This window comes from Roseovarius litorisediminis (assembly GCF_900172295.1).
In the GTDB taxonomy this organism is placed as follows: Bacteria; Pseudomonadota; Alphaproteobacteria; order Rhodobacterales; family Rhodobacteraceae; genus Roseovarius; species Roseovarius litorisediminis.
The window spans coordinates 76,348-97,147 of the sequence record NZ_FWFL01000006.1; the positions used below are offsets into that span (position 1 = coordinate 76,348).

Below are 20,800 nucleotides of genomic sequence, written 5' to 3' on the forward strand. Positions count from 1 at the left end.
AAAACTAATTCGGTAGAGCAGCGATGGCTGGCGGGAAGGACCCGATGAGCCTACAATCCATATCACAAGCGCCGATTTCTCTGCGCTCCGCCGCGAAAAGCGACGTGCGTACACAATTTGCCGCCGTTTGCTATCGGATCGTCAAGGGCAAGCCCGAGATTCTGATGGTCACAAGCCGCAGAGCAGGCCGCTGGATCATCCCGAAAGGCTGGCCCATGGATGGCAAGACACCAGCCGAATCGGCGCTGATTGAAGCCTGGGAAGAGGCTGGTGTGCGTGGCGACGCGCATAACCGTTGCCTGGGTCTTTATTCATATCGCAAATCGATTGGCCCGGAACGCGGTCTGCCCTGTGTGGCCATGGTCTATGCCATCAAGGTCAAATCACTTGCCGTTAAATTCCCCGAAAAAGGACAGCGCCGCCGGAAATGGATGCGCCCTGCCAAGGCGGCGCAAAAGGTCGACGAACCCGAGCTTTCCAATATCCTGAAGTATTTCGACCCTGATATGCTGAAGATTTAGTCGCAGTATCCGCTTCTTGATTTTTGGGGATTATAAGTGGATTATCCGACTGGTTTAGATTGGAACGGATGATGATAAAACTGTCCCTGAAGTGCGCCGAGGATCACCAGTTTGACAGCTGGTTTCAATCCACTGAAGCTTTTGGCAAACTGAAGGGTGCGGGCCTGGTCACCTGTGCCATTTGCGGATCGGACAAAGTGGACAAGGCCATAATGGCACCGCGCATCCGCGACAGCCGCTCAAAAGCGGTAAAACCAGCTTCAGGTGAGCTGAGTACACCAGCCAATCCCGCCGAACAGGCCATAGCCGAGCTGAAAAGGCAGATTGAGCAGAACTCGGAATATGTCGGTTTGAATTTTGCGGCTGAAGCCCGCGACATGTATGAAGGTACGACACCTGCGCGCTCTATCTACGGCGAAGCCAAACCCGATGAGGCACGCAAACTGATCGAAGATGGCGTGCCCGTCACCCCCCTGCCCTTCAGATCCGGTCAGAAGTCGAACTGACACCAAAAGGAATCCCTCATGCATATTGTCATCACCGGTGCGACACGTGGCATCGGACAGGCGCTTGCGGCGCGGTATTCGGCCGCCGGACATCAGGTTACCGGCACAGCCCGCGCACCGGGCGCACAAGCCCGGCTTGATGTCACCGATCCTGAAAGCCATGCCGCGTTGGCCCATCAACTGGATGGTCAGCCTGTTGATCTGCTGGTCTGCAATGCCGGCGTCTATCTTGATAAGCACGAAAACCTAGCCGATGGCTATCCGGTGCCCATGTGGGCCGACACGTTTGCGACCAATGTCACCGGTGTTTTTCTGACCGTCCAGTCCTTGCTTCCGAACCTGCAACTTGCCGGTACAGCAAAAATTGCGATCATATCCAGCCAGATGGCCAGCCAGACCCACGCACCCGGCGGCAGTTACATCTACCGGGCCTCCAAGGCCGCGGCTCTTAATCTGGGGCGCAATCTGGCCACCGACCTCAAGGTGCTGAATATTGCCGTGGGCATCTATCACCCCGGCTGGGTCCGAACCGACATGGGTGGCGAATCAGCGGCAATCAGCGTGGAACAGTCTGCTGACGGGCTGATCGCCCGGTTTAACGAACTCTCAAATAAAACCACAGGTTGTTTTGTAACATTCGAAGGTTGCGACCATCCGTTCTAAGCCCTAAAAAATAAGGGTAAACTCCCATTTTTTGGTAGAACAGACTGTTTCGCAATCAGGCGTAGATCACATCCACGTGAGTCGTGTAAAAAGGTCTTGGGGGTGCCGCGTTGTCCCGTCGTTTACGAGTGTCCACGTCCCCGGATTTTATGTTTTAGTGTTTTGCGGCACCCCCACCAAGTACTGTTATGTAACGAGTTTGAATTACAAGGCTGCGGATACAATCAAGCGTTTTTGGTAATTATAACCGTTCGTTTGGAAACAATTGATCGCAGCGTAGCAAATTTCAGGCACCCGCCGGTCAAGACGGCGGGTGCCTTTTTTCCTAACACCACGTTTCCTGCGACAGCAATGTCATCTTGCCCTTTGCCGTATCGCCGCGTAAACCGCGCGCAAACTGACGCAGTGGGACAAAGACATGCCCGTTCTTGTGATGAAATTCGGTGGCACATCTGTCGCCACGCTTGACCGTATCCGCCGCGCCGCCAAGCGCGTGGGCGTTGAAGTGGCCAAAGGCTATGACGTGATTGTCATCGTTTCGGCCATGTCCGGCAAAACCAACGAACTGGTCGGCTGGGTCAATGAAACCTCGCCGCTGTTCGACGCACGCGAATATGATGCGGTTGTCAGTTCGGGCGAAAACGTCACCGCCGGTCTGATGGCGCTAACGCTGCAGGAAATGGATGTTCCCGCGCGCAGCTGGCAAGGTTGGCAGGTGCCCGTCAAAACCACATCTGCCCATGCCAGTGCCCGTATTGAAGATATTCCGCCCGAAAATATCCGCACCAAATTCGCCGAAGGCATGAAAGTGGCTGTTGTCGCGGGCTTTCAGGGCGTCAGCCCCGAAGGCCGGATAACAACACTGGGCCGGGGCGGGAGTGACACCACCGCCGTGGCCTTTGCCGCCGCGTTCGAGGCCGAGCGTTGTGACATCTATACCGATGTGGATGGGGTTTACACCACCGACCCGCGGATCACGGACAAAGCCCGCAAGCTGGACAAGATCGCGTTCGAGGAAATGCTGGAACTGGCTTCGCTTGGCGCCAAGGTGCTGCAGACACGCTCGGTTGAACTTGCCATGCGCTATAACGTGAAATTGCGGGTTCTCAGCAGTTTCGAGGAACAATCAGACGACGCAGGAACCCTTGTCTGCGCCGAGGAGGAAATCATGGAATCAAATGTCGTAAGTGGCATCGCCTATTCGCGTGACGAGGCAAAGATGACCCTCATCTCGGTCGCCGACCGCCCCGGTATTGCCGCTGCCATCTTTGGCCCGCTGTCCGAGGCTGGCGTGAACGTGGACATGATCATTCAGAACATCTCGGAAGAGGGTCGTACCGACATGACCTTTTCGTGCCCCACCGATCAGGTGAAACGCGCTGAAAAGGCCCTGTCCGACGCCAAGGAACGCGGTGAAATCAACTATCACGATCTGATCGCAGACACCGGCGTCGCCAAGGTTTCGGCAGTGGGCATCGGTATGCGCAGCCAGTCCGGCGTGGCCGCCAAGATGTTCAAAACGCTTTCCGATGAAGGTGTGAACATAAAGGTCATTGCGACATCAGAGATCAAGATTTCTGTGCTGATTGACCGGAAATACATGGAACTTGCCGTCCAAGCCCTGCATGATGCGTTCGAATTGGACAAAGCGACCTGACCCTGACCTTGCATGTTGCTAGGTTTTTGCAGGTCGCTGAACACACAGGGCCCAGGCATCGTCAATGACGCAGACATTCAAAACTGACAGTCGGAAGATGCTGGGGCGTCTTCGTGCTGCCATGGCCGAAGACGCGGCGGGCCAGGCACGGCTTGACCAGATCACGGATCTTATCGCCGAGGAAATGCGCACCGAGGTCTGTTCGATCTATCTGTTCCGCGATGACGACACGCTGGAGCTTTGTGCAACCCAGGGCCTGAATCCGCAGGCCGTGCACGAAACCCGCATGAAACTGGGCGAAGGCCTGGTAGGTCGGGTGGCCCGCACCGGCCAGACCATCAACACCGATGATGCCCCCGGCACCAAAGGTTTTCGCTATATGCCCGAAACCGGGGAAGAGGCATATACCTCCTTCCTTGGCGTACCGATCCAAAGATTGGGTGAAACGCTGGGGGTTCTGGTGGTGCAGTCCAAACAGGCGCGCACCTTTTCCGACGAAGAGATCTATGCCGTCGAAGTGGTTGCCATGGTGTTGGCTGAAATGGCCGAACTTGGTGCCTTCATCGGCGAAGGGGCGGCTATGTCGGCCCGGCACCAGCATCCGGTTCTGTTTCGCGGCGCCACGGCACAGGAGGGGGCCGCGCAAGGCCATGTCTGGCTGCACGAACCGCGCGTCGTGGTCACCAACCTGATTGCCGAAGACCCCCACCGCGAACTTGAGCGTCTGCACACGGCCGTGGAAGAACTGCGCGTTGGCGTCGACAAGATGCTCAACATTGCCGCCATAGGCGACAAGGAACAGCTTGAGGTACTCGAGGCTTACCGCATGTTTGCCAATTCCAAAGGCTGGATGCGCCGCATGGAAGAGGATATCGGCCGGGGCTTGTCAGCCGAAGCGTCGGTCGAGAAAGAACAATCCACCGCCCGCGCCCGGATGGGCCAGGTCACCGACGCCTATCTGCGCGACCGCCTGCATGATCTGGATGATCTCAGCAACCGTCTGCTGCGCATTCTCACCGGTCAGGGCGCTGAAACCGGTGCCGAAATGCCACCAGACCCGATCCTGATTGCCCGCAATATCGGCCCCGCCGAACTGCTGGATTACGGCCGCGGCCTTAAAGGTATCGTGCTTGAAGAAGGCTCGGTCGGCAGCCATGCCACCATCGTCGCCCGCGCACTGGCCATCCCATTGGTAATCCACGCCCAGCGCATCACCACCGAGGCCCTGAATGGCGATCCCATCCTTGTTGACGGCGATCAGGGTGTTGTGCATTTGCGGCCAGACGACACGGTAATCAGCGCCTTCCGTGACAAGATGGCGATGCAGGCACAGGCGCAGGAACGTTATGCCTCGATTCGCGACAAACCGGCGGAAACGCTGTGTGGTCAACGGATCACGCTAAAGATGAACGCCGGTCTGATGGCCGACCTGCCCAGCCTGGAAAACTCCGGCGCCCAGGGCGTCGGCCTGTTCCGGACCGAACTGCAGTTCCTGATCCGCAACCACATGCCCAAGCGGGCCGAACTAAGCGAGCTTTATTCGCATGTCATGGACGCCGCCAAAGGCAAGCGCGTGGTGTTTCGTACGCTCGATATCGGCTCGGACAAGGTGCTGCCCTATATGAAGGCCACCGACGAACCAAACCCGGCCATGGGCTGGCGGGCGATCCGGGTGGGGCTGGATAAACCCGGTGTGATGCGCATGCAGCTGCAGGCCCTGATCCGCGGAGCCGCCGGGCGGCCGCTGACGGTGATGTTCCCGTTTGTTGCCCAACGCGAAGAATTCACCGCCGCCAAACGCGAAATGGACAAGGCACTTGAACGCGAACGTATCCTTGGCCATCCGCTTCCCGAAAGCCTTGAGGTCGGCGCCATGCTGGAAACGCCCAGCATTGCCTTTTCCACCGATGATTTTTATCGCGAAGTCGATTTTCTGTCGATCGGCGGCAATGACCTCAAGCAGTTCTTCTTTGCCGCCGACCGCGAGAATGAACGCGTGCGCCGACGCTATGACACGCTCAACGTCAGCTTCCTGCGCTTTCTGGAATGGATTGTGGAACGTTGCGCAAACAACGGCACACCGCTCAGCTTTTGTGGCGAGGATGCCGGCCGCCCGGTAGAGGCCGCCTGCATCACGGCCATGGGCCTGCGCACCCTGTCGATGCGCCCGGCCTCAATCGGGCCGGTCAAATCGATCCTGCGGCGCACCGACCTGAGCGAACTGCGTGCCGTGATCAATGATGCCCGCGACCGGGGCGAACAATCGGTACGCCCCGCAGTTCTGGAATACCTTCGCGGTAAGCTTTAAGGCAAACCAGCGCACCGGTTTAGGAACCTTGACGACGTCGGGCGGAAAATGGAGTGGTGGCGTGTGGACGACGAAACGCCCCATCGCCAAAGCGCCTTTGGCACAAAGCGCCAAAAACGCTGATGAAAGGCTCGGGCCTGCAGCAAATAACCCGGGCATTCCCGCTGTAAAAACTCCAGCCGACTGCTCCAAACAAAAGGGTAACTCAACCCTTTCGGGCAGAAAGCTAAATATACCCCAAAAAGTTGATTTAACTCACTGATGCAATTCAGTGCGTTCAGATGCAGAATGGTCAAATCTTTTTTGGTGAGCTAATTTCCAATTAAAGTATTGATAAATATTTATTTATTTTGGAATTCGCGTTTCTTGAAATTTGTTTTGTTAAAAACGGGTTTCAATCTATAATTGTCGTGCTTTTTGATAGTTCACGCTTGTTACCAGCTCCTTTTCCGGGCTGATTTTTACCAGTTAAAATCTAAACATTTTTTCAAGAGGAGGCGTCTATATGGCACGCTCAATTACATTCACTGTTGAAGGTCCAGTCGACAGTCTAATCACAATAACTGAGTTAGCAGACGGGACATTGCGATTTGATATCGAGATTTTGGGCGACGGGGCTTTGGGTGATCTGCGCGGCATGTTCTTTGATTTGGGCGATTTAGATGCCAGCACTGCCGGTTTGGCCATCACAGGCGTGGACGGCAGCGAAGACGTTATCGGCGGCACGGTATTTGGCGAAGAAAATGTTGACCGCGTTAAGGGTGATGTGAACATCAAAGGCCAGGTTGAAAAGGAACAAGGTAAATTCGATGTTGGTGTCGAGTTCGGCACACCCGGCAGGGGCAGAGATGACATTTCAGAGGCAAGTTTCATTCTATCGTCAGATATAATGGATCTGTCGCTGGACAGCCTTGATCTGGCTGATTTCGGTTTGCGCTACACTTCCATCGGCCAAGGGCGGGATCAAGGGGGAAGCTCCAAGGTTGCAGGCGATGCCAGCGGAGTTGCCCGCGATGACGCTTTCGAAGTTGATGAAAACTCGGAAGATACTGCAGATTTGCTGGCCAATGACACCAATGGCGCACAACCGGACGGCACCCGCAAAACCGTAATTTCGGTCGAGGATGCGGACGGCAGCCTGCCTGCTGTCGCCGGAGGTTTTGAGCGGACAGTCGTGGTTGATTCTCTTGTGCTTGGCACGCTTTTTATCAGCACTGACGGCTTTGCGACCTTTACGGCGGATGGTGCGGATGTGGACAAACTGGGTCACGACGCAATCAAGACCTGGGGATTTACCTATGAGACCACTTCAAGCACGGGCAACTTGGCAACAGCGGATGTGGTTCTGACCATTGATGGTCAGAACGACCAACCCAACGCCTTTGATGTTGCGCTTACTGTCAATGAAGATGATGCCTTTGACACCGTACAGAACTCGCAATTCCAGCCTTTGACTGGCGATGGCGTGACGGGCAGTTTTGTGGGCACGGATATCGACATTGGAGATGCGCTGAGCTTCCAGATTATTTCGGCCCCGACGGATGAGTTTGGCAATCAATATGGTAAAGTGGTCAATAACGGTGACGGTACATTTACTTTTAACCCGACAGATGAATTTCAGTTCCTGGAGGAGGGAGAAACCCGTGATGTGACTTTTCAATATGTCGCGATTGATGACAGCGGCGTAGGTCTTACACCTATCTCACCCGAAGAAACAGACACCTCGACCCCAGCCACAATCACCGTGACCGTTGTTGGTGCGGATGACGCGCCTATCAACTTTACCGATGACTTGCTGTTTGCGACGACGGGGCAGTCGATGTTCGGCACCGGTGAAGCGCTGAACTTTCAACCCGATTTGCCGTTCTTTGGCTTTGACACCGGAACGCAAAGCCTCAACGCGACGATTTTGTCGGGCTTTTCTATCGAGGGTGACTTTCTTGAAGGGATTCTGGACGGGATCGAGTCTATCGTGAATGCCATTGGCGATCTTGGTTGCACCATCGGATCGATCTTTGGTGCAGATTGTGACGCGGATGTTGACCTGCCCAGTTCGATCAACATCCCCGGCATCAGGACCGAGGGGGATTTCTCGGCCAGGGTTGGTTTGCAGCCCTATTTCTCGTTCAATTCCGGAGAAGTGGATGCATCCATTCCGGTTGACGTGATGTTCACCACACCGCGGCAAGTGGAAAACGGCGAAAGTTTCATCGTTGAAAGCGTCTACACGGTGGACGGTGGTGCGACCTTCAGCACGATGTCTCCGAACGTGAACTTTGGCATGGATTTCATCTTTGATATTGATACGGCGCTTGATCTGCTGGTTGGCAGTACGCGCCTTGATATCTGGGATCTCGACACCGGCAATATCTCTGGGTTCGAAGGCGAGTTGGGCGAACCTGGCTTCAACCTGTTTAATGCAACAGGCGATGATCTGGAAATCGAAGGAATCGATCTGGCCGGGTTTGGCACGCTCGACCTTAACTTCCCTGTCATCAACACAACAAGCGACCCGCTTGTTCCGGGCAGTGAAACACTCACCAGCGAAGGTGAAGACGATGTTGCTGTCCTGACCCTTGATATCGACGCCATAGCAGCCCAGGCGATCGAATTGGCCACGGGCGTTCCGATCACCTTTGGCGAAAGCGATAGCTTTGGTCTTGGAACCACCATTGCCGGCGTCGATCTTAACCTGATCTCGATTAACTATACCTGGGACGTTGTTGCAGTTGACCTGATCACCACGCTGAAGGCGATTCAGGAATTCTCTCTGTCCCTGATTGATCTGCCGCTGGTTGCCAATCTTGAAGACGGCTCCTCCATCACCGGGTTCTCTTTGGGTGACGAGATCACCATTGTAGCGCCGGACGACAGCCTGTTCGATGTCGATGTGGACGGAAATGCCGATGGATTGATGGGCGTCGATGTCGCCGTCGATATGGATGCGGTGTTCTCTAACCTTTCGACGCTCGGGCTTGATCTGGACCTGTTTACCGGCCTGCTGCGGTTTGATGCAGGAATTGGTTCCAGCTTCTTTGACGGACCAAGTATCAGCCTGTTTGACGGTATTATCCCATCGATTGATGGCAATGACGACGGCTTCCTGCTTGGCAATACGTTCTCGCTTCTCAGCGATGTGCCTGTAGGCACACTCTTTGAAGAAGAGTTCCCGATTGAAGGTTGGAACACAGAATCAACCGATTTCATCTTCGATATCGCCTGATGATCGTTCGGCCGGGCAACCGGCCGAACACCCGACTATAAACAATAGGTTTCGAAGATGGATGCCCGCCCGGTCGTCCTCTGTCGCAAAAAAATCCGCCTAAGATGGGTTTGCACCGCAAGAAAGACGTCACCGTGATCAGGCTTTGTTGAGGGGTGCCTTTTCAACCCGTTTACGGAACTCCTCGATCAGATCGGCATGATCCCGGTCAGCTTCAATCGCCAGTCGCCGCAGACCGAAATGCACATGCGCCATCTGTTGGTAATAGCTGGTGTAGGCATAATTTGTCGCCGCCCCGGCCGCCGCGCCAAGAATGGGAACGGTCTGAGCTGCCAGTTTTTGCCCCAGCACTGTCGCCAGCCGTGGCGCCACCCGCGCGATCAGTACCTGAAGTGCTGCCCCTGTTACCGCCACACGGGTGCTCAGAAACGCCAGATCCGATCCGTCGTCATGATCCAGCGGCCCGGCGGCTGCAAAAACCTGTACGCAGTCAAACCTGACACCTTGTTCTGCTGGATCAAATCCGTGTTCGACAGCGACATCCTGAATGGCGCGCAGCAGCACGGTTGTGGTCATCGGCAACTCGGCCAGCGCGCTTGGCAAGCCGCCAAAGCCCCCCGCAGCGCCCATCGCCGTGGTCACAACCAGGTTCATCCAGCCGGGCTGTTCGCCGACCACATCGCGTGAGCGATGCGCGGCCTGCATGGCCAGTTGCAGGGCCTGTTCAGCGCCCTCACCCAGTCGGGACCGCACAGGCGCAGGTAGACGATCCAACAGGTTTTCGGCCTGACCGCCCAGAATATTCAGCACCTGTATCCCGACATTGCCAGCCCGCGCATGGCGCCGGGCCAATGCCTCCAGACGGCGGTTTACATCCGGTTCATCAATCGGCGCGTCCAGAAGCTCCATTTGATCCCTTACTTTGTAAAATCCAATGTTATCAACATTGCCACTTGGCCCCCGGCTTTCAAGCGCAGCGGGTGACTTTACCCACAACCTCATCCCAGGCGCCCGGCACCAGCGCATGGCCCAATACCCGGTCAGGGTTGGTAGGGGGTGGCATTTCAACGCCCTCAAGCCGGGTAAATCCAAACCGGCTGTAATACGGCTCGTCCCCCACCAGCATCACCCGTTCCCAGCCTTTTTTTGATGCAATCTCAAGGCTTTCCCGTATCAGATACCCGCCCAGCCCTTCGCCCTGATGCGTCGGGTGCACCGCCACCGGCCCCAGCAAAAGCGCGGTCTGGTCCCCAACCAGAACAGGCCAGAACCGGATGGCCCCGGCCAGAATACCCCCTGCGTCACGTGCCACAAGACTCAGGCCCGCCACCGGCGGCACCCCGTCACGCAAACGGTAAGACGACAGCGCCTCGCGCCCCGGCGCAAAGCAAAGGTCATAGAGGGCTTCCACCTCCCACCAGTCGTCTTTTGTTTCGGGCCGCAGGTCAAACATGCGGGGTATCCTTGTGGATTCGACTGGAATTGCGCCTAGCACGACGCTAGGTCTGGTACAAACCAGTAAGCGAGGGCAGATGTTCTATAAACCAGAAGACGGCCACGGATTGCCCCACAATCCATTCAATTCCATTGTGTCCCCACGCCCGATCGGCTGGATATCAACCCGTGGTGCAGATGGATCCGATAATCTGGCCCCCTATTCGTTTTTCAACGCCGTCGCCTATGTGCCACCCCAGGTGATGTTCGCATCCACCTCGGCCAAGCCCGACCGGGATGGCACCAAGGACAGCGTTGCCAATATCCGCGAAACGGGCGTTTTCTGCGCCAACATCGTGGAGGAAGCGATGAAAGACGTGATGAATCTCACCTCGGGTGCATGGGCGCGCGAGGTCGATGAATTCGCCGATTCCGGGGTCGACAAGGCCGAATGTGTAACCATCAACTGCCCGCGTGTGGCCGCAGCACCTGCATCGCTGGAATGCAAACTGACCCAGATCGTACAATTGCCCGGTGCGGCAAATTTCGTGGTTTTTGGTGAAGTCACAGGCGTGCACATGCGCGACGACTGCCTTGTTGACGGCATGTTCGACGTGCTGCGCTACAACCCGCTGACAAGGTTGGGGTATCAGGATTATTCCGTCATCCGCGAGAAATTCAGCCTGAAACGTCCGGGCGAATAGCACGCCTTTTCGCGGCTCGCCTGGCAATTCAGGTTTGCAGGGACAAAGCGAACCTTCGCAGAACTCTTGTGTCGGCATTACCTGGTTCTATACTGGCCGTCGAAACGGGGGGACGGAACATGACCTTAAAGGTAATTGGAGCCGGGTTTGGGCGCACGGGTACGGCCTCGTTGAAAGTTGCGCTCGAAACGCTGCTTGGCGCGCCTTGTTATCACATGAGCGAAGTTCTGGGAAATCCCGGGCATGTCGATAAATGGCTTGATGTAGCGGCCGGAAACCCGGACTGGAACTCCATATTCAGGAACTATGAGGCGACAGTTGATTTTCCGGCGTCGACATATTGGCGAGAGCTTGCAGATGCCTATCCAGAAGCGAAAGTGATACTTTCCGTTCGTGATGCAGAAAGTTGGTTTCAGTCCACCCAGAAAACGATCTTCAGTAAAGACCTTCAGGCGCTTTATGCGGGAACAAAATGGGGTCGAATGATCAAAGCTACAATTGATGATCATCTTGGCGGTGACATCAATGACAAGGAATCTGCAATCGCTGCATTCCACGCACATAATGCACGTGTGGCGGAAGCTTTCACTGCAGATCGTCTGCTCAAGTTCGAAGCCAAAGATGGCTGGGCGCCTCTGTGCAAACTTCTGGATTTGCCAGTGCCCGATGAGGCTTTTCCACATATCAACTCTAAAGAAGAGTTTGACGGCGTCCTGGAACTGTTGAGTTCGCCGCTGGGCACCGGTGCCATGAACGGAGATGGTATGGCTACAGATTCTGCACACGACGACTTCTTCGATAAAAAGTAGATTTCGGCGCTTTTTAAGCACCTTTTTGGTATCGAAGCTGAATCCCGAGATCTAGATTCAGCCGGGCTTTTGTAGGCCCGAAGCAGACGCAAGGCCGTGATATGTGATTGCGCTTCTCCAGCTCCGCTTTGGGCTCGACCAGCTATTCACAACCGAAAATCCCTGCTTCAGTGCCCGCCCAGAATGCCGGTGCGCACGCCATAATCGACCGCAATTTCGTAATCGGGATCATCGTCGCTATCGACCATCAGGTGTCCGGCCTTGGTCAGCAACCGGTGGCAATCGCGGCTCAGGTGGCGCAGCTTGATCTGTTTGCCTGCGGCCTCGTACTTGCCGGCGACGGCCTCGATCGCCTGCAGGGCGGATTGGTCAACCACCCGGCTTTCGGCAAAATCGACGATCACAACGTCCGGGTCGTTGGCGACATCGAACAGCTCGGCAAATCCTTCGGCCGAACCAAAGAACAGCGGGCCTTGGATTTCGTAGACTTCCGCGCCGGTTTCCGTCACCGACTCGCGCCGGATCGCATGGATACGCTTGGCATTGTTCCAGGAATAGGCCAGCGCCGAAACGATCACACCTACGACCACGGCGATGGCAAGATCGTATTTAACCGTGACAACCGTCACCAGCACGATCACCATTGCATCAGTCAATGGCACCTTGCGCAGAATGGTCAGCGAATTCCAGGCAAACGTGCCGATAACCACCATGAACATCACCCCTACCAGCGCCGCCAGCGGGATCAGCTCGATCATCGGCGCGGCGAACAGGATGAAGATCAGCAGAAACAGTGCTGCAACAATGCCTGCCACCCGTGTGCGTCCGCCGGATTTGACGTTGATCATGGACTGCCCGATCATCGCGCAGCCCCCCATGCCGCCAAAGAATCCGCACACCGTATTTGACAGGCCCTGCGCGATACATTCCTGGCTGGCGCCACCGCGTTTGCCGGTCATTTCCCCAACAAGGTTCAGTGTCAGCAGGCTTTCGATCAGGCCAATAGCGGCCAGAATGACGGCGTAGGGCAGGATAATCTCGAATGTTTCCAAGTTCAGCGGCACCATCGGGATATGCCATGTCGGCAATCCGCCTTTGATACTGGCCAAATCACCCACCCGGGGCACGTCCAGCCCAAAACCGATCACCACAGCGGCGACAATCCCGATCCCCGCCAGCGGCGCCGGGATCAGTTTGGTGATGCGTGGCATGCCCCAGATTATCACCATCGTACAGCCGACCAGCACCAGCATCAGATACAAAGGCATACCCGAAAGCCATTCACCGCCGCCCATGCCGTGCCCTGTGTTCACAATGGATCCCGGAACTTTGAACTGGCTCATCTGCGCCAGAAAAATTACGATCGCCAGACCATTCACAAAACCTAACATCACCGGATGTGGCACCAGACGAATGAACTTGCCCCAGTGCATGACACCGGCAAAAATCTGCATCAACCCCATCAGCACTACAGTGGCAAACAGGTATTCAACGCCGTGTTGCGCCACCAGGGCCACCATGACCACCGCCAAAGCGCCGGTCGCACCCGAAATCATTCCCGGTCGTCCGCCGATCAGGGCGGTAATCAGCCCCACAATAAATGCTGCGTAAAGCCCCACCAGCGGATGCACCCCGGCAACAAAGGCAAAGGCAACGGCCTCGGGCACCAGGGCCAGCGCCACGGTTAATCCCGCCAGAACTTCAATCCGCAGGCGTGAGACCGTCAACCGCTCTTCCGGCATCAGTTGCAGATCGGGCATGGTCAGACGGCTGGCAAAGGCTGCCAATATTGCTTTTTTCAAGGTCTTGTCCTGATACGTGTCGTGTTGCGCACTCGAACGGACCCTCTACAGGGTGGCGTCGGATATGGCCAGTCCTGACGGCGGGATGCAGCCATGCGCTGCGGTAAATACCACTGTCATGGCGTGTTGGGATCGGGTTTTGATCCTTCTTGAGCGTGAAACGCTTCAGGTGTCACACCCATCCCGAAAAGCCCGCGGTGATTGCCCCCGGCTGGCGGTAAAGGCCCGGGTAAAGGCGCTACGGCTGTCAAAGCCGACCAATTGGGCAATTCGTTTGATCGGTTCGCGCCGCTCGGACAAAAGCTGCGCCGCCCGCGCAAGGCGCAGTTGGCGCAAAAACGCCATCGGTGCTGTACCGTAAGCCTTTTGAAATCTTTCGGCAAAACGCGAGCGACTCATTCCCGCCGCTGCCGCCAGGCTTTCCAGCGAATGCGCAGCACCGGGGCTGTCCAGCATCGCGCGCAACGCCAGCCACAGACCAGGATCGGCAAGGGCCGCAATCCACATCACGGCCGGATCGTGCGCTTCGATCCTTACGCGCAACATTTCGGTGACGCATTGCAGCAACAATACCCGTATCATCGCCCGGCGCCCGACGCGCGGATGTGTCATCTCGGTCATCAGGGCCTGCACCGCGCGTTCCGCTGTGGCGCTGGTCGTAACATCCAGTGACAGGGGCGCACGCAGCAAATCAATCAACCCATGCGTATTGCGCAAACCCAGCGACAGGTTTGAACAAAGCACCACCATGTTGCCACTGCCTTCCCCCTTTTCCAAATGCTCTTGCAGGTTCAGACCGGCGGGTTTGCAAGCGGGCAGGCCGGTTTGCCCGCCCCCCGCGTTACACAGGCTATGCGTCACACAGGCCGGCACCAGCACCAGCCGCCCTGGCGACAGCGGCAGTGGCTCGCGTGACTGGAATGACAACTGCCCCTGCCCGCCCAAAACGTAATGCAACGTTGCCCCGGGGTTGCGGCCCAGCCCCATGGTGCAGGTCCCCTGCAAAGCGCAGACCGCAAAAGGTTCGGCCCTGATATCCAACTCGCCCAATATCCGGTCATGCAAATCATGGTCTTCCATGACTGAACGATACCGCACCCCGGCGCTTTAGGCACAAAAATAATCGTCTGAGCCACAATTTTGGGACGAAAAGGCACATCCCCCCTGTCAACTTGAACCTAGGATCAAACTGACAGAAAAAGGAATGTCACATGTGCAACTGCCACGATCATGACAACGACTCGAAAATAAGCCGCCGCCAGGCGCTGGTTGGCGGGGCCGCAATCGGGGTTGCCACTGCGGCCAGTGTCGCAGGCGGAAACGCCCAGGCACAAGAGGCCGACCCTTACGCCCCCCCGGCCAAACCGGCCCTGCCCCCCAGCGACATGAAGATCGATCCTGCCCGCGCCGCGCTGGTGGTGACGGATCCGCAAAATGATTTCCTGAGCCCTGATGGGGTTACCTGGGGTGTTGTCGGGGCTTCGGTCACCCGTAACAACACGGTTGCCAATATCGACAGCCTGTTCAAGGCGGCCAAGGCGGCGGGCATCACCGTTGCCGTCTCGCCTCACTATTACTACCCGACAGACAAGGGCTGGCGGTTTGAAGGCGCGCTTGAAAAACTCATGCACAAGATTGGCATGTTTGACCGCAAGGATGCGCTTAGCCTGGAAGGGTTCGAAGGCTCAGGTGCGGATTTCCTTGAGCAGTACAAGAAATATATCAACGACGGCAAAACCATCGTGACGTCACCGCACAAGCTTTATGGCCCCGAACATAACGATCTGGCGCTGCAACTGCGCAAGAACGGTGTGGATCAGATCATTCTGGCGGGGATGTCGGCCAACCTGTGCACCGAAAGCCATATGCGCGAATTGCTGGAACAGGGGTTCGAGGTTGCCGTTGTCTCGGACGCCACCGCCGCTGCGATGCTGCCCGAAGGCGATGGCTATCTCGCCGCGCTGACCAACTTCCGCTACATGGCCAACGCCGTGTGGACCACGGATGAAGTCGTCAGCATGCTGGCCTGATACGCCATCTGGCGCTCCCCTGCTTTTCGGGGATGAATGGCAGGGGGGCCACCAACACTCGCGGAACAGTGTATAGGCATTTTCATTTCCGTCCCCGCCACGTAACAATCGCGCACAAACGCGAAGTTACAGGCGGGGATTTTTTATGACCGGAACTATGATTGGCGTCATCGGCGGCTCGGGCCTTTATGACATCGAAGGGCTGGAAGGCGCGGAATGGGTCACTGTCGATAGCCCCTGGGGGGCGCCTTCGGACGCCATTCTGACCGGCACGCTGGGCGATGTCAGAATGGCCTTTCTGCCCCGGCACGGGCGCGGTCATGTACATTCGCCCACCACTGTCCCCTACCGTGCCAACATAGACGCGCTGAAACGGCTGGGTGTCACCGATGTGATCAGCGTCTCGGCCTGCGGGTCTTTCCGCGAGGAAATGGCACCGGGTGATTTTGTCATCGTCGATCAGTTCATCGACCGCACCTTTGCACGTGAAAAATCGTTTTTCGGCACCGGATTTGTCGCCCATGTCAGCGTGGCCCACCCCACCTGCCCGCGCCTTGGCGATGCCTGCGAAAATGCCGCCAAAGACGCTGGGATCACCGTACACAGGGGCGGCACCTATCTGGCCATGGAAGGCCCGCAGTTTTCTACGCTGGCCGAGTCAAAAATGTACCGCAACGTCTGGGGCTGCGACGTGATCGGCATGACAAACATGCCCGAAGCCAAACTCGCCCGCGAGGCCGAGCTTTGTTATGCAAGCGTGGCCATGATCACCGATTACGACAGCTGGCACCCCGACCATGGCGAGGTGGACGTGACCCAGATCATCGCCACGCTGATGGGCAATGCCGACAAGGCCCGCAACATGGTGTCCCGCCTGCCCGCCCTGCTGACCCCCGATCGCACGCCCTGCCATCATGGCTGTGATCGCGCTTTGGAGTTCGCGGTTCTCACCGCACCCGAGGCACGCGATCCCGGCCTTGTCGCCAAACTCGATGCGGTGGCGGGAAGGGTTTTGTGATGGCGAATTTTACCGCAATGTACGCAACAAAGGAAAAGGTATCCATTGTCGGATCAGGAGAGCCGGATGACGCTGTTGGACATACCAGTGGCTAAGACAACCAACACTTTCCCAGTATGTGGTGACACCATATTTGTTTGGCACCAAGAAGACGGTTTGTTGAGAGAAGCCTTGGTCAATGTTGTTACGGAGCGCGAAGACTACCTGGCGGTAGAAATTCAACATTGGCTCGAGTATCCGGATCCAAAGCTGCCCCGCAGCCATTTAGCAAGTGTAAAAGGATTATCAAAGCCGCACCCTGATGATATGCGGGACTTCCTTGGGGCTCGAAGGCGCTATTATAATTTGCCAATGAACGAATGTTACCTGGCTGAACTTGATATTGCGCGACGCTCTCCAACTATAAACTCGGATTTCGAATATGCCCCTTGATCTCTGGCTGACCTTCGTTGCGGCCTCAACTGCGCTGCTACTTATCCCCGGCCCCACAGTTCTGCTGGTGCTCAGCTATGCGCTTAGCCAAGGGCGCCGCGTGGCCATTGCCTCGGCCACCGGGGTGGCGTTGGGCGATTTCATCGCCATGACCGCCTCTCTGGCCGGGCTTGGGGCGTTGGTTCTGACCTCAGCCACGCTTTTTACGATCCTCAAATGGGTTGGGGCCGCATATCTGATCTGGCTGGGTGTGAAACTGCTGCGCGCGCCCCGGTCCGAGGGGCTGGATACGGTCGCCACCGCCGACAGTACCCCGCGTCAGGTTTTGATCCATGCGGCGGCTGTCACTACGCTCAACCCCAAATCAATCGGCTTTTTCATCGCCTTCGTGCCACAGTTCGTCACCATTGGCGCCCCGCTGGCCCCGCAATTCGCAATCCTGATCGCCACCTTTGTCATCCTCGCGGCGCTGAACGCACTGGCCTATGCGCTGCTGGCCGATCGGTTGCGTCAGACCATCGGCAGGCCAAACGTTATCACCTGGCTTACACGCGCGGGCGGGATGACCCTGATCGGCATGGGGCTGATAACCGCCACCCTGCGCCGGTCTGCATGACGGGCCGCCCCGGCACGGTTCTGGTCCTTGGCGCCGATGGCTTCATCGGGTGCCATCTGGCCTGCGGGCTGCGCGCATCCCGTTGACAGGTCATTGCCTCGGCACTGCGGACCAAAAGGCTGGCGTGCATGGGATTTGACGCCCCCTGCGTGTCGATCTGACCAGCGAACAGACCGCCGACCCGGCCTTTTGGCAGCCTCACCTTGCCCGCGTCACCCATGTGATCAACGCCGCCGGGGTGTTGACTGCCCCTCCGGATATCTACGAGGCGGTCCACCTTACCGCCCCCGAGGCGCTGTATAGCGCGCTGCCTGAAGTTACGCGTGCCCTGCTAATATCGGCCATAGGAATCGACGGTGCGACCGCCGACTTCGCGCGGTACCATCTGGCCGCCGAGGCCCTTGCCAAGCGCACGCCACTTCCTCTGACAGCCCACCGCGCCTATCGGATATGGTAGGCCCTGGGCTGGCCCGCCTTTGGCGCGCTTGTCGCTGTCTTCTGGTTGATGATGGCGAAACCCACGCTCTGGTAAACTCTTCGCGCGTCGGGCTTGCCACCACTGGACGCGGATACACATGGTCGTCACAACATGGCACATGACACAGCTTATCGACAAACTTGCTGATCAGGCCTGGCGCTATGATATGGGCCGTCGTTTCGAGGCACTTGCGGATGAAGTTTTTCAGGTCATCCGCTGGGTACTGGTCGTGGGTTTTGCCAGTTACCTCGCCAAGGCGCATGACGAGATCCTCTTTTCTGTCACCTACTGGCTGCTATCGGCGCTGCTCTTTGGCTATATCGCCTCGCGCTTTCTGCTGCGCCCCGAGATTCCGTTTCTTGGCAATCCGGCGGCTCGCATCCCTCGTCTGATACAGTCTGCGCTTAATTTTATGCTTTGCATCGTGGTTTTCGGCCTCACACTCTGGGCGGTCAGCGCCCTCACCCAGGCTATCGCCGAATATCGAGGCGCCGCCTGACCCCTTGCACCCGCGCCCGTCCTGCGCCACAACCACTGCCGGATCACAATCGGAGCCGCACCATGCCCCCCACCAGAACCGTCAAGGATTACATCCGCACCATCGTGGATTTTCCCCATGAAGGCATCATGTTCCGCGATGTGACAACGCTGTTTGCGGATCCGCGCGGCTTTCGCATGGCTATCGACCAGATGCTGAACCCCTATGCCGGTATGGAAATCGACATGGTTGTAGGGCTTGAGGCTCGCGGCTTTATCCTGGGAGGCGCCATAGCGCATCAGCTTAGCGTCGGCTTTGTTCCGGTCCGCAAAAAGGGCAAACTGCCCGGTGCCGTGATCTCTGAAGACTATCAGCTTGAATATGGCGAGGCCGTGGTAGAAATCCACGATGACGCGATCGAGGCCGGCGACAAGGTGCTGCTGGTAGACGATCTTCTGGCCACCGGCGGCACCGCCGAGGCCGGGATCAAACTGATCGAGCGGCTGGGCGGTGAAATCGTCGGCTGTGCTTTCATCGTCGACCTGCCCGAACTGGGCGGGCGCAAACGAATCGAGGCGCTGGGCATGGATGTGCACACGCTGTGCGAATTCGACGGTGCCTGACAGGCTATGACGGCCTGACCCGTCTTCTCTTCTTGATGCTCGGTAATAGACCTATACCCACCCGACCAAACCGGTGGCATGCGCATATCCGGCGGATCATGCTGCCAATACCGGGCCAACTGGCCGCGTACGATGGTGTTGTAATGCGCGGTCGCAAAGGCCGGTGCCGTGCAGGAGATGAACAGCGCATCGAGGGTCATGTCCTTAACCGTACGCCCAATGCGACGCCTGCCTGTCTTGTTTGCGACATGGCTCAATCTTTAGCTGGCAGAATCGAATTTCGCCGCTATAGGCTGCGGCAGAACAAGTACCACGGAAAGGGCGCGCAGTTGGCCGACAACCTGGATTATACAATTGAGATTCTGAAAAACCTTGTTGGGTTTGACAGTGTTTCGGGTCAAGCAACCCACGGCATCGTTGGCTATATTCAGGACTATCTCGAAGGCCATGGGGTTGAGGTGACCCTGTCCCATGACGCGGATGGCGAACGCGCCAATGTATTTGCAACAATCGGTCCAGAGCTGGACGGCGGCGTTGTTCTGAACGGCCATACCGATGTGGTGCCGGTCGAAGGACAGATATGGGGCACGGACCCGTTTCAGCTTATCCGCCAGGATGAGCGTCTTTATGGGCGCGGGTCGGTGGACATGAAAGGATTTCTTGCCTGCGTTCTGGGCTCTGTTCCGCTTTTCAAAGCTGCAGACCTGAAAAGGCCGATCCACATCGCCTTTTCCTATGACGAGGAAACCGGCGGGCTGGGAATGCCTCCATTGCTGGAAAGCATGGCCGGCAAACCCTTCCGCCCCGGCATTGTGATCGTGGGCGAACCGACCGAGATGAACATTGTCACCGGCCATAAGGGTGGTGCCGAAATGCGCACCGAAATCACCGGGGTCGAGGTGCATTCCTGCAATCCCACCAAAGGTGTCAGCGCCATTTCGGTGGCGGGGCGCCTGATCGCCAAGATCGAGGAAATCGGCGCCCGGCTGGCGGCACAGTCCAACCCGGATACCCCCTATGATCCGCCCTACGGCACCTTCAATGTCGGTATCATCGAAGGCGGTGCCGCGCGCAACGCCACCGCAGGCTGGTGCAATTTCGATTGGGAATTCCGCCCGATGCCCGGCCAGGACAGCAAGGCCATCATCGCTGAAATCACCCAGTATGCCCAAAACGAACTGCTGCCACCGATGAAGGCCATCAATCCAAAGGCCGACATCCAGATCATCACCGAGGTCAACGTGCCCTCACTGGACGATCGCAACGCCGAACGCGCCGCCGCCTTTGTCAGCGAGATCACCGGCCAGAACAGCCGTAGCGTTGTCGCATTTGGCACCGACGCCGGCTATTTCAGCGACGTCGGATTTTCAACAGTGGTCTGCGGTCCCGGCTCGATCTCTCGGGCCCATGCGCCGGATGAATATATCGAAGTTCAAGAACTGGAACAGGGCCTTCGATTCATGGCAGGCATCGCAGACCGGCTTTCACGGTAAAGCCA

At 57.2% G+C, this 20,800-nt stretch carries 20 protein-coding genes; 16 read left to right on the top strand and 4 right to left on the bottom strand.

All coding sequences use genetic code 11. The features are described 5' to 3' along the window. Positions 1 to 44: 44 nt before the first annotated feature. The 6 genes from PEL8287_RS12395 (at position 45) to PEL8287_RS12420 (ending at position 8,878) form a co-directional block, all read left to right on the top strand. A complete protein-coding gene (locus PEL8287_RS12395; protein ID WP_085892937.1) occupies positions 45 to 521 on the top strand; it encodes an NUDIX hydrolase in 477 nt (158 codons plus the stop codon). A 71-nt stretch (positions 522 to 592) separates the two neighbouring features. Further along, entirely contained in the window at positions 593 to 1,027 is a 435-nt protein-coding gene (locus tag PEL8287_RS12400) for a DUF1178 family protein (RefSeq protein ID WP_085892938.1), read from the top strand. An 18-nt stretch (positions 1,028 to 1,045) separates the two neighbouring features. Further along, entirely contained in the window at positions 1,046 to 1,690 is a 645-nt protein-coding gene (locus tag PEL8287_RS12405; RefSeq protein WP_085892741.1) for an SDR family NAD(P)-dependent oxidoreductase, read from the top strand. Positions 1,691 to 2,108: 418 nt separating this feature from the next. Further along, a complete protein-coding gene (locus PEL8287_RS12410) occupies positions 2,109 to 3,347 on the top strand; it encodes an aspartate kinase (RefSeq protein WP_085892742.1) in 1,239 nt (412 codons plus the stop codon). A gap of 64 nt (positions 3,348 to 3,411) precedes the next feature. After that, on the top strand, positions 3,412 to 5,655 hold the full coding sequence (gene ptsP / locus PEL8287_RS12415) for a phosphoenolpyruvate--protein phosphotransferase (protein ID WP_085892743.1): 2,244 nt from the start codon (positions 3,412 to 3,414) through the stop codon (positions 5,653 to 5,655). A 505-nt stretch (positions 5,656 to 6,160) separates the two neighbouring features. After that, positions 6,161 to 8,878 (top strand): VCBS domain-containing protein, encoded by a 2,718-nt coding sequence (locus tag PEL8287_RS12420; protein WP_139837789.1) that lies wholly within the window; start codon positions 6,161 to 6,163, stop codon positions 8,876 to 8,878. 138 nt (positions 8,879 to 9,016) lie between these two features. Here the strand turns inward: PEL8287_RS12420 and PEL8287_RS12425 are convergent, their stop codons facing one another. Together PEL8287_RS12425 and PEL8287_RS12430 are read right to left on the bottom strand one after the other, a co-directional pair. Then, positions 9,017 to 9,787, bottom strand: coding sequence for an EcsC family protein (locus tag PEL8287_RS12425; protein WP_085892745.1), 771 nt, complete (start codon positions 9,785 to 9,787; stop codon positions 9,017 to 9,019). Between the two features lie 58 nt (positions 9,788 to 9,845). Beyond that, a complete protein-coding gene (locus PEL8287_RS12430; RefSeq protein WP_085892746.1) occupies positions 9,846 to 10,331 on the bottom strand; it encodes a GNAT family N-acetyltransferase in 486 nt (161 codons plus the stop codon). Positions 10,332 to 10,410: 79 nt separating this feature from the next. Between PEL8287_RS12430 and PEL8287_RS12435 the strand changes: the two genes are divergently transcribed. Together PEL8287_RS12435 and PEL8287_RS12440 are read left to right on the top strand one after the other, a co-directional pair. Continuing rightward, positions 10,411 to 11,016, top strand: coding sequence for a flavin reductase family protein (locus tag PEL8287_RS12435; protein WP_085892747.1), 606 nt, complete (start codon positions 10,411 to 10,413; stop codon positions 11,014 to 11,016). Between the two features lie 119 nt (positions 11,017 to 11,135). Then, positions 11,136 to 11,825, top strand: a complete 690-nt coding sequence (locus tag PEL8287_RS12440; RefSeq protein WP_176228636.1) for a sulfotransferase family protein — start codon at positions 11,136 to 11,138, stop codon at positions 11,823 to 11,825. Positions 11,826 to 11,992: 167 nt separating this feature from the next. Here PEL8287_RS12440 and PEL8287_RS12445 read toward each other — a convergent pair whose 3' ends face one another. Both PEL8287_RS12445 and PEL8287_RS12450 read right to left on the bottom strand, forming a co-directional pair. After that, positions 11,993 to 13,627: a SulP family inorganic anion transporter gene (locus tag PEL8287_RS12445; RefSeq protein ID WP_176228637.1), complete on the bottom strand. Its 1,635-nt coding sequence runs from the start codon at positions 13,625 to 13,627 to the stop codon at positions 11,993 to 11,995. A 165-nt stretch (positions 13,628 to 13,792) separates the two neighbouring features. Next, complete coding sequence (locus PEL8287_RS12450; protein WP_085892748.1) at positions 13,793 to 14,707, bottom strand: AraC family transcriptional regulator; 915 nt, start codon at positions 14,705 to 14,707, stop codon at positions 13,793 to 13,795. A 131-nt stretch (positions 14,708 to 14,838) separates the two neighbouring features. Between PEL8287_RS12450 and PEL8287_RS12455 the strand changes: the two genes are divergently transcribed. The 8 genes from PEL8287_RS12455 to argE all read left to right on the top strand — a co-directional run bounded on the left by PEL8287_RS12455 (position 14,839) and on the right by argE (position 20,795). Next, positions 14,839 to 15,657, top strand: coding sequence for a cysteine hydrolase family protein (locus PEL8287_RS12455; protein WP_085892749.1), 819 nt, complete (start codon positions 14,839 to 14,841; stop codon positions 15,655 to 15,657). 145 nt (positions 15,658 to 15,802) lie between these two features. Then, the gene (locus PEL8287_RS12460) at positions 15,803 to 16,675 is read left to right on the top strand and encodes an S-methyl-5'-thioadenosine phosphorylase (RefSeq protein WP_085892750.1); all 873 of its coding nucleotides are present in this window, start codon (positions 15,803 to 15,805) and stop codon (positions 16,673 to 16,675) included. A 66-nt stretch (positions 16,676 to 16,741) separates the two neighbouring features. After that, positions 16,742 to 17,107: a hypothetical protein gene (locus PEL8287_RS12465; RefSeq protein WP_085892751.1), complete on the top strand. Its 366-nt coding sequence runs from the start codon at positions 16,742 to 16,744 to the stop codon at positions 17,105 to 17,107. Further along, positions 17,097 to 17,723, top strand: a complete 627-nt coding sequence (locus PEL8287_RS12470) for a LysE family translocator (protein WP_085892752.1) — start codon at positions 17,097 to 17,099, stop codon at positions 17,721 to 17,723. The genes PEL8287_RS12465 and PEL8287_RS12470 overlap by 11 nt, the downstream gene beginning before the upstream one ends. Positions 17,724 to 17,943: 220 nt before the next feature. Next, entirely contained in the window at positions 17,944 to 18,180 is a 237-nt protein-coding gene (locus PEL8287_RS20055) for a hypothetical protein (RefSeq protein ID WP_085892753.1), read from the top strand. A 118-nt stretch (positions 18,181 to 18,298) separates the two neighbouring features. Further along, the gene (locus tag PEL8287_RS12480; protein ID WP_139837790.1) at positions 18,299 to 18,700 is read left to right on the top strand and encodes a hypothetical protein; all 402 of its coding nucleotides are present in this window, start codon (positions 18,299 to 18,301) and stop codon (positions 18,698 to 18,700) included. 62 nt (positions 18,701 to 18,762) lie between these two features. After that, the gene (locus tag PEL8287_RS12485; protein ID WP_085892755.1) at positions 18,763 to 19,302 is read left to right on the top strand and encodes an adenine phosphoribosyltransferase; all 540 of its coding nucleotides are present in this window, start codon (positions 18,763 to 18,765) and stop codon (positions 19,300 to 19,302) included. A gap of 329 nt (positions 19,303 to 19,631) precedes the next feature. After that, complete coding sequence (gene argE, locus PEL8287_RS12490; protein ID WP_176228638.1) at positions 19,632 to 20,795, top strand: acetylornithine deacetylase; 1,164 nt, start codon at positions 19,632 to 19,634, stop codon at positions 20,793 to 20,795. Positions 20,796 to 20,800 lie beyond the last annotated feature (5 nt).

What these genes read in the sequence shown, in the direction of transcription:
- PEL8287_RS12420 (WP_139837789.1), top strand. Translation starts at nt 6,161, where the DNA reads ATGGCACGCTCAATTACATTCACTGTTGAAGGTCCAGTCGACAGTCTA.
- PEL8287_RS12430 (WP_085892746.1), bottom strand. Translation starts at nt 10,331, where the DNA reads ATGTTTGACCTGCGGCCCGAAACAAAAGACGACTGGTGGGAGGTGGAA.
- PEL8287_RS12425 (WP_085892745.1), bottom strand. Translation starts at nt 9,787, where the DNA reads ATGGAGCTTCTGGACGCGCCGATTGATGAACCGGATGTAAACCGCCGT.
- PEL8287_RS12400 (WP_085892938.1), top strand. Translation starts at nt 593, where the DNA reads ATGATAAAACTGTCCCTGAAGTGCGCCGAGGATCACCAGTTTGACAGC.
- PEL8287_RS12465 (WP_085892751.1), top strand. Translation starts at nt 16,742, where the DNA reads ATGACGCTGTTGGACATACCAGTGGCTAAGACAACCAACACTTTCCCA.
- PEL8287_RS12405 (WP_085892741.1), top strand. Translation starts at nt 1,046, where the DNA reads ATGCATATTGTCATCACCGGTGCGACACGTGGCATCGGACAGGCGCTT.
- PEL8287_RS12455 (WP_085892749.1), top strand. Translation starts at nt 14,839, where the DNA reads ATGTGCAACTGCCACGATCATGACAACGACTCGAAAATAAGCCGCCGC.
- PEL8287_RS12410 (WP_085892742.1), top strand. Translation starts at nt 2,109, where the DNA reads ATGCCCGTTCTTGTGATGAAATTCGGTGGCACATCTGTCGCCACGCTT.
- PEL8287_RS12435 (WP_085892747.1), top strand. Translation starts at nt 10,411, where the DNA reads ATGTTCTATAAACCAGAAGACGGCCACGGATTGCCCCACAATCCATTC.
- PEL8287_RS12480 (WP_139837790.1), top strand. Translation starts at nt 18,299, where the DNA reads ATGGTCGTCACAACATGGCACATGACACAGCTTATCGACAAACTTGCT.
- PEL8287_RS12485 (WP_085892755.1), top strand. Translation starts at nt 18,763, where the DNA reads ATGCCCCCCACCAGAACCGTCAAGGATTACATCCGCACCATCGTGGAT.
- PEL8287_RS12440 (WP_176228636.1), top strand. Translation starts at nt 11,136, where the DNA reads ATGACCTTAAAGGTAATTGGAGCCGGGTTTGGGCGCACGGGTACGGCC.
- PEL8287_RS12470 (WP_085892752.1), top strand. Translation starts at nt 17,097, where the DNA reads ATGCCCCTTGATCTCTGGCTGACCTTCGTTGCGGCCTCAACTGCGCTG.
- PEL8287_RS12460 (WP_085892750.1), top strand. Translation starts at nt 15,803, where the DNA reads ATGACCGGAACTATGATTGGCGTCATCGGCGGCTCGGGCCTTTATGAC.
- PEL8287_RS12395 (WP_085892937.1), top strand. Translation starts at nt 45, where the DNA reads ATGAGCCTACAATCCATATCACAAGCGCCGATTTCTCTGCGCTCCGCC.
- ptsP (WP_085892743.1), top strand. Translation starts at nt 3,412, where the DNA reads ATGACGCAGACATTCAAAACTGACAGTCGGAAGATGCTGGGGCGTCTT.
- PEL8287_RS12450 (WP_085892748.1), bottom strand. Translation starts at nt 14,707, where the DNA reads ATGGAAGACCATGATTTGCATGACCGGATATTGGGCGAGTTGGATATC.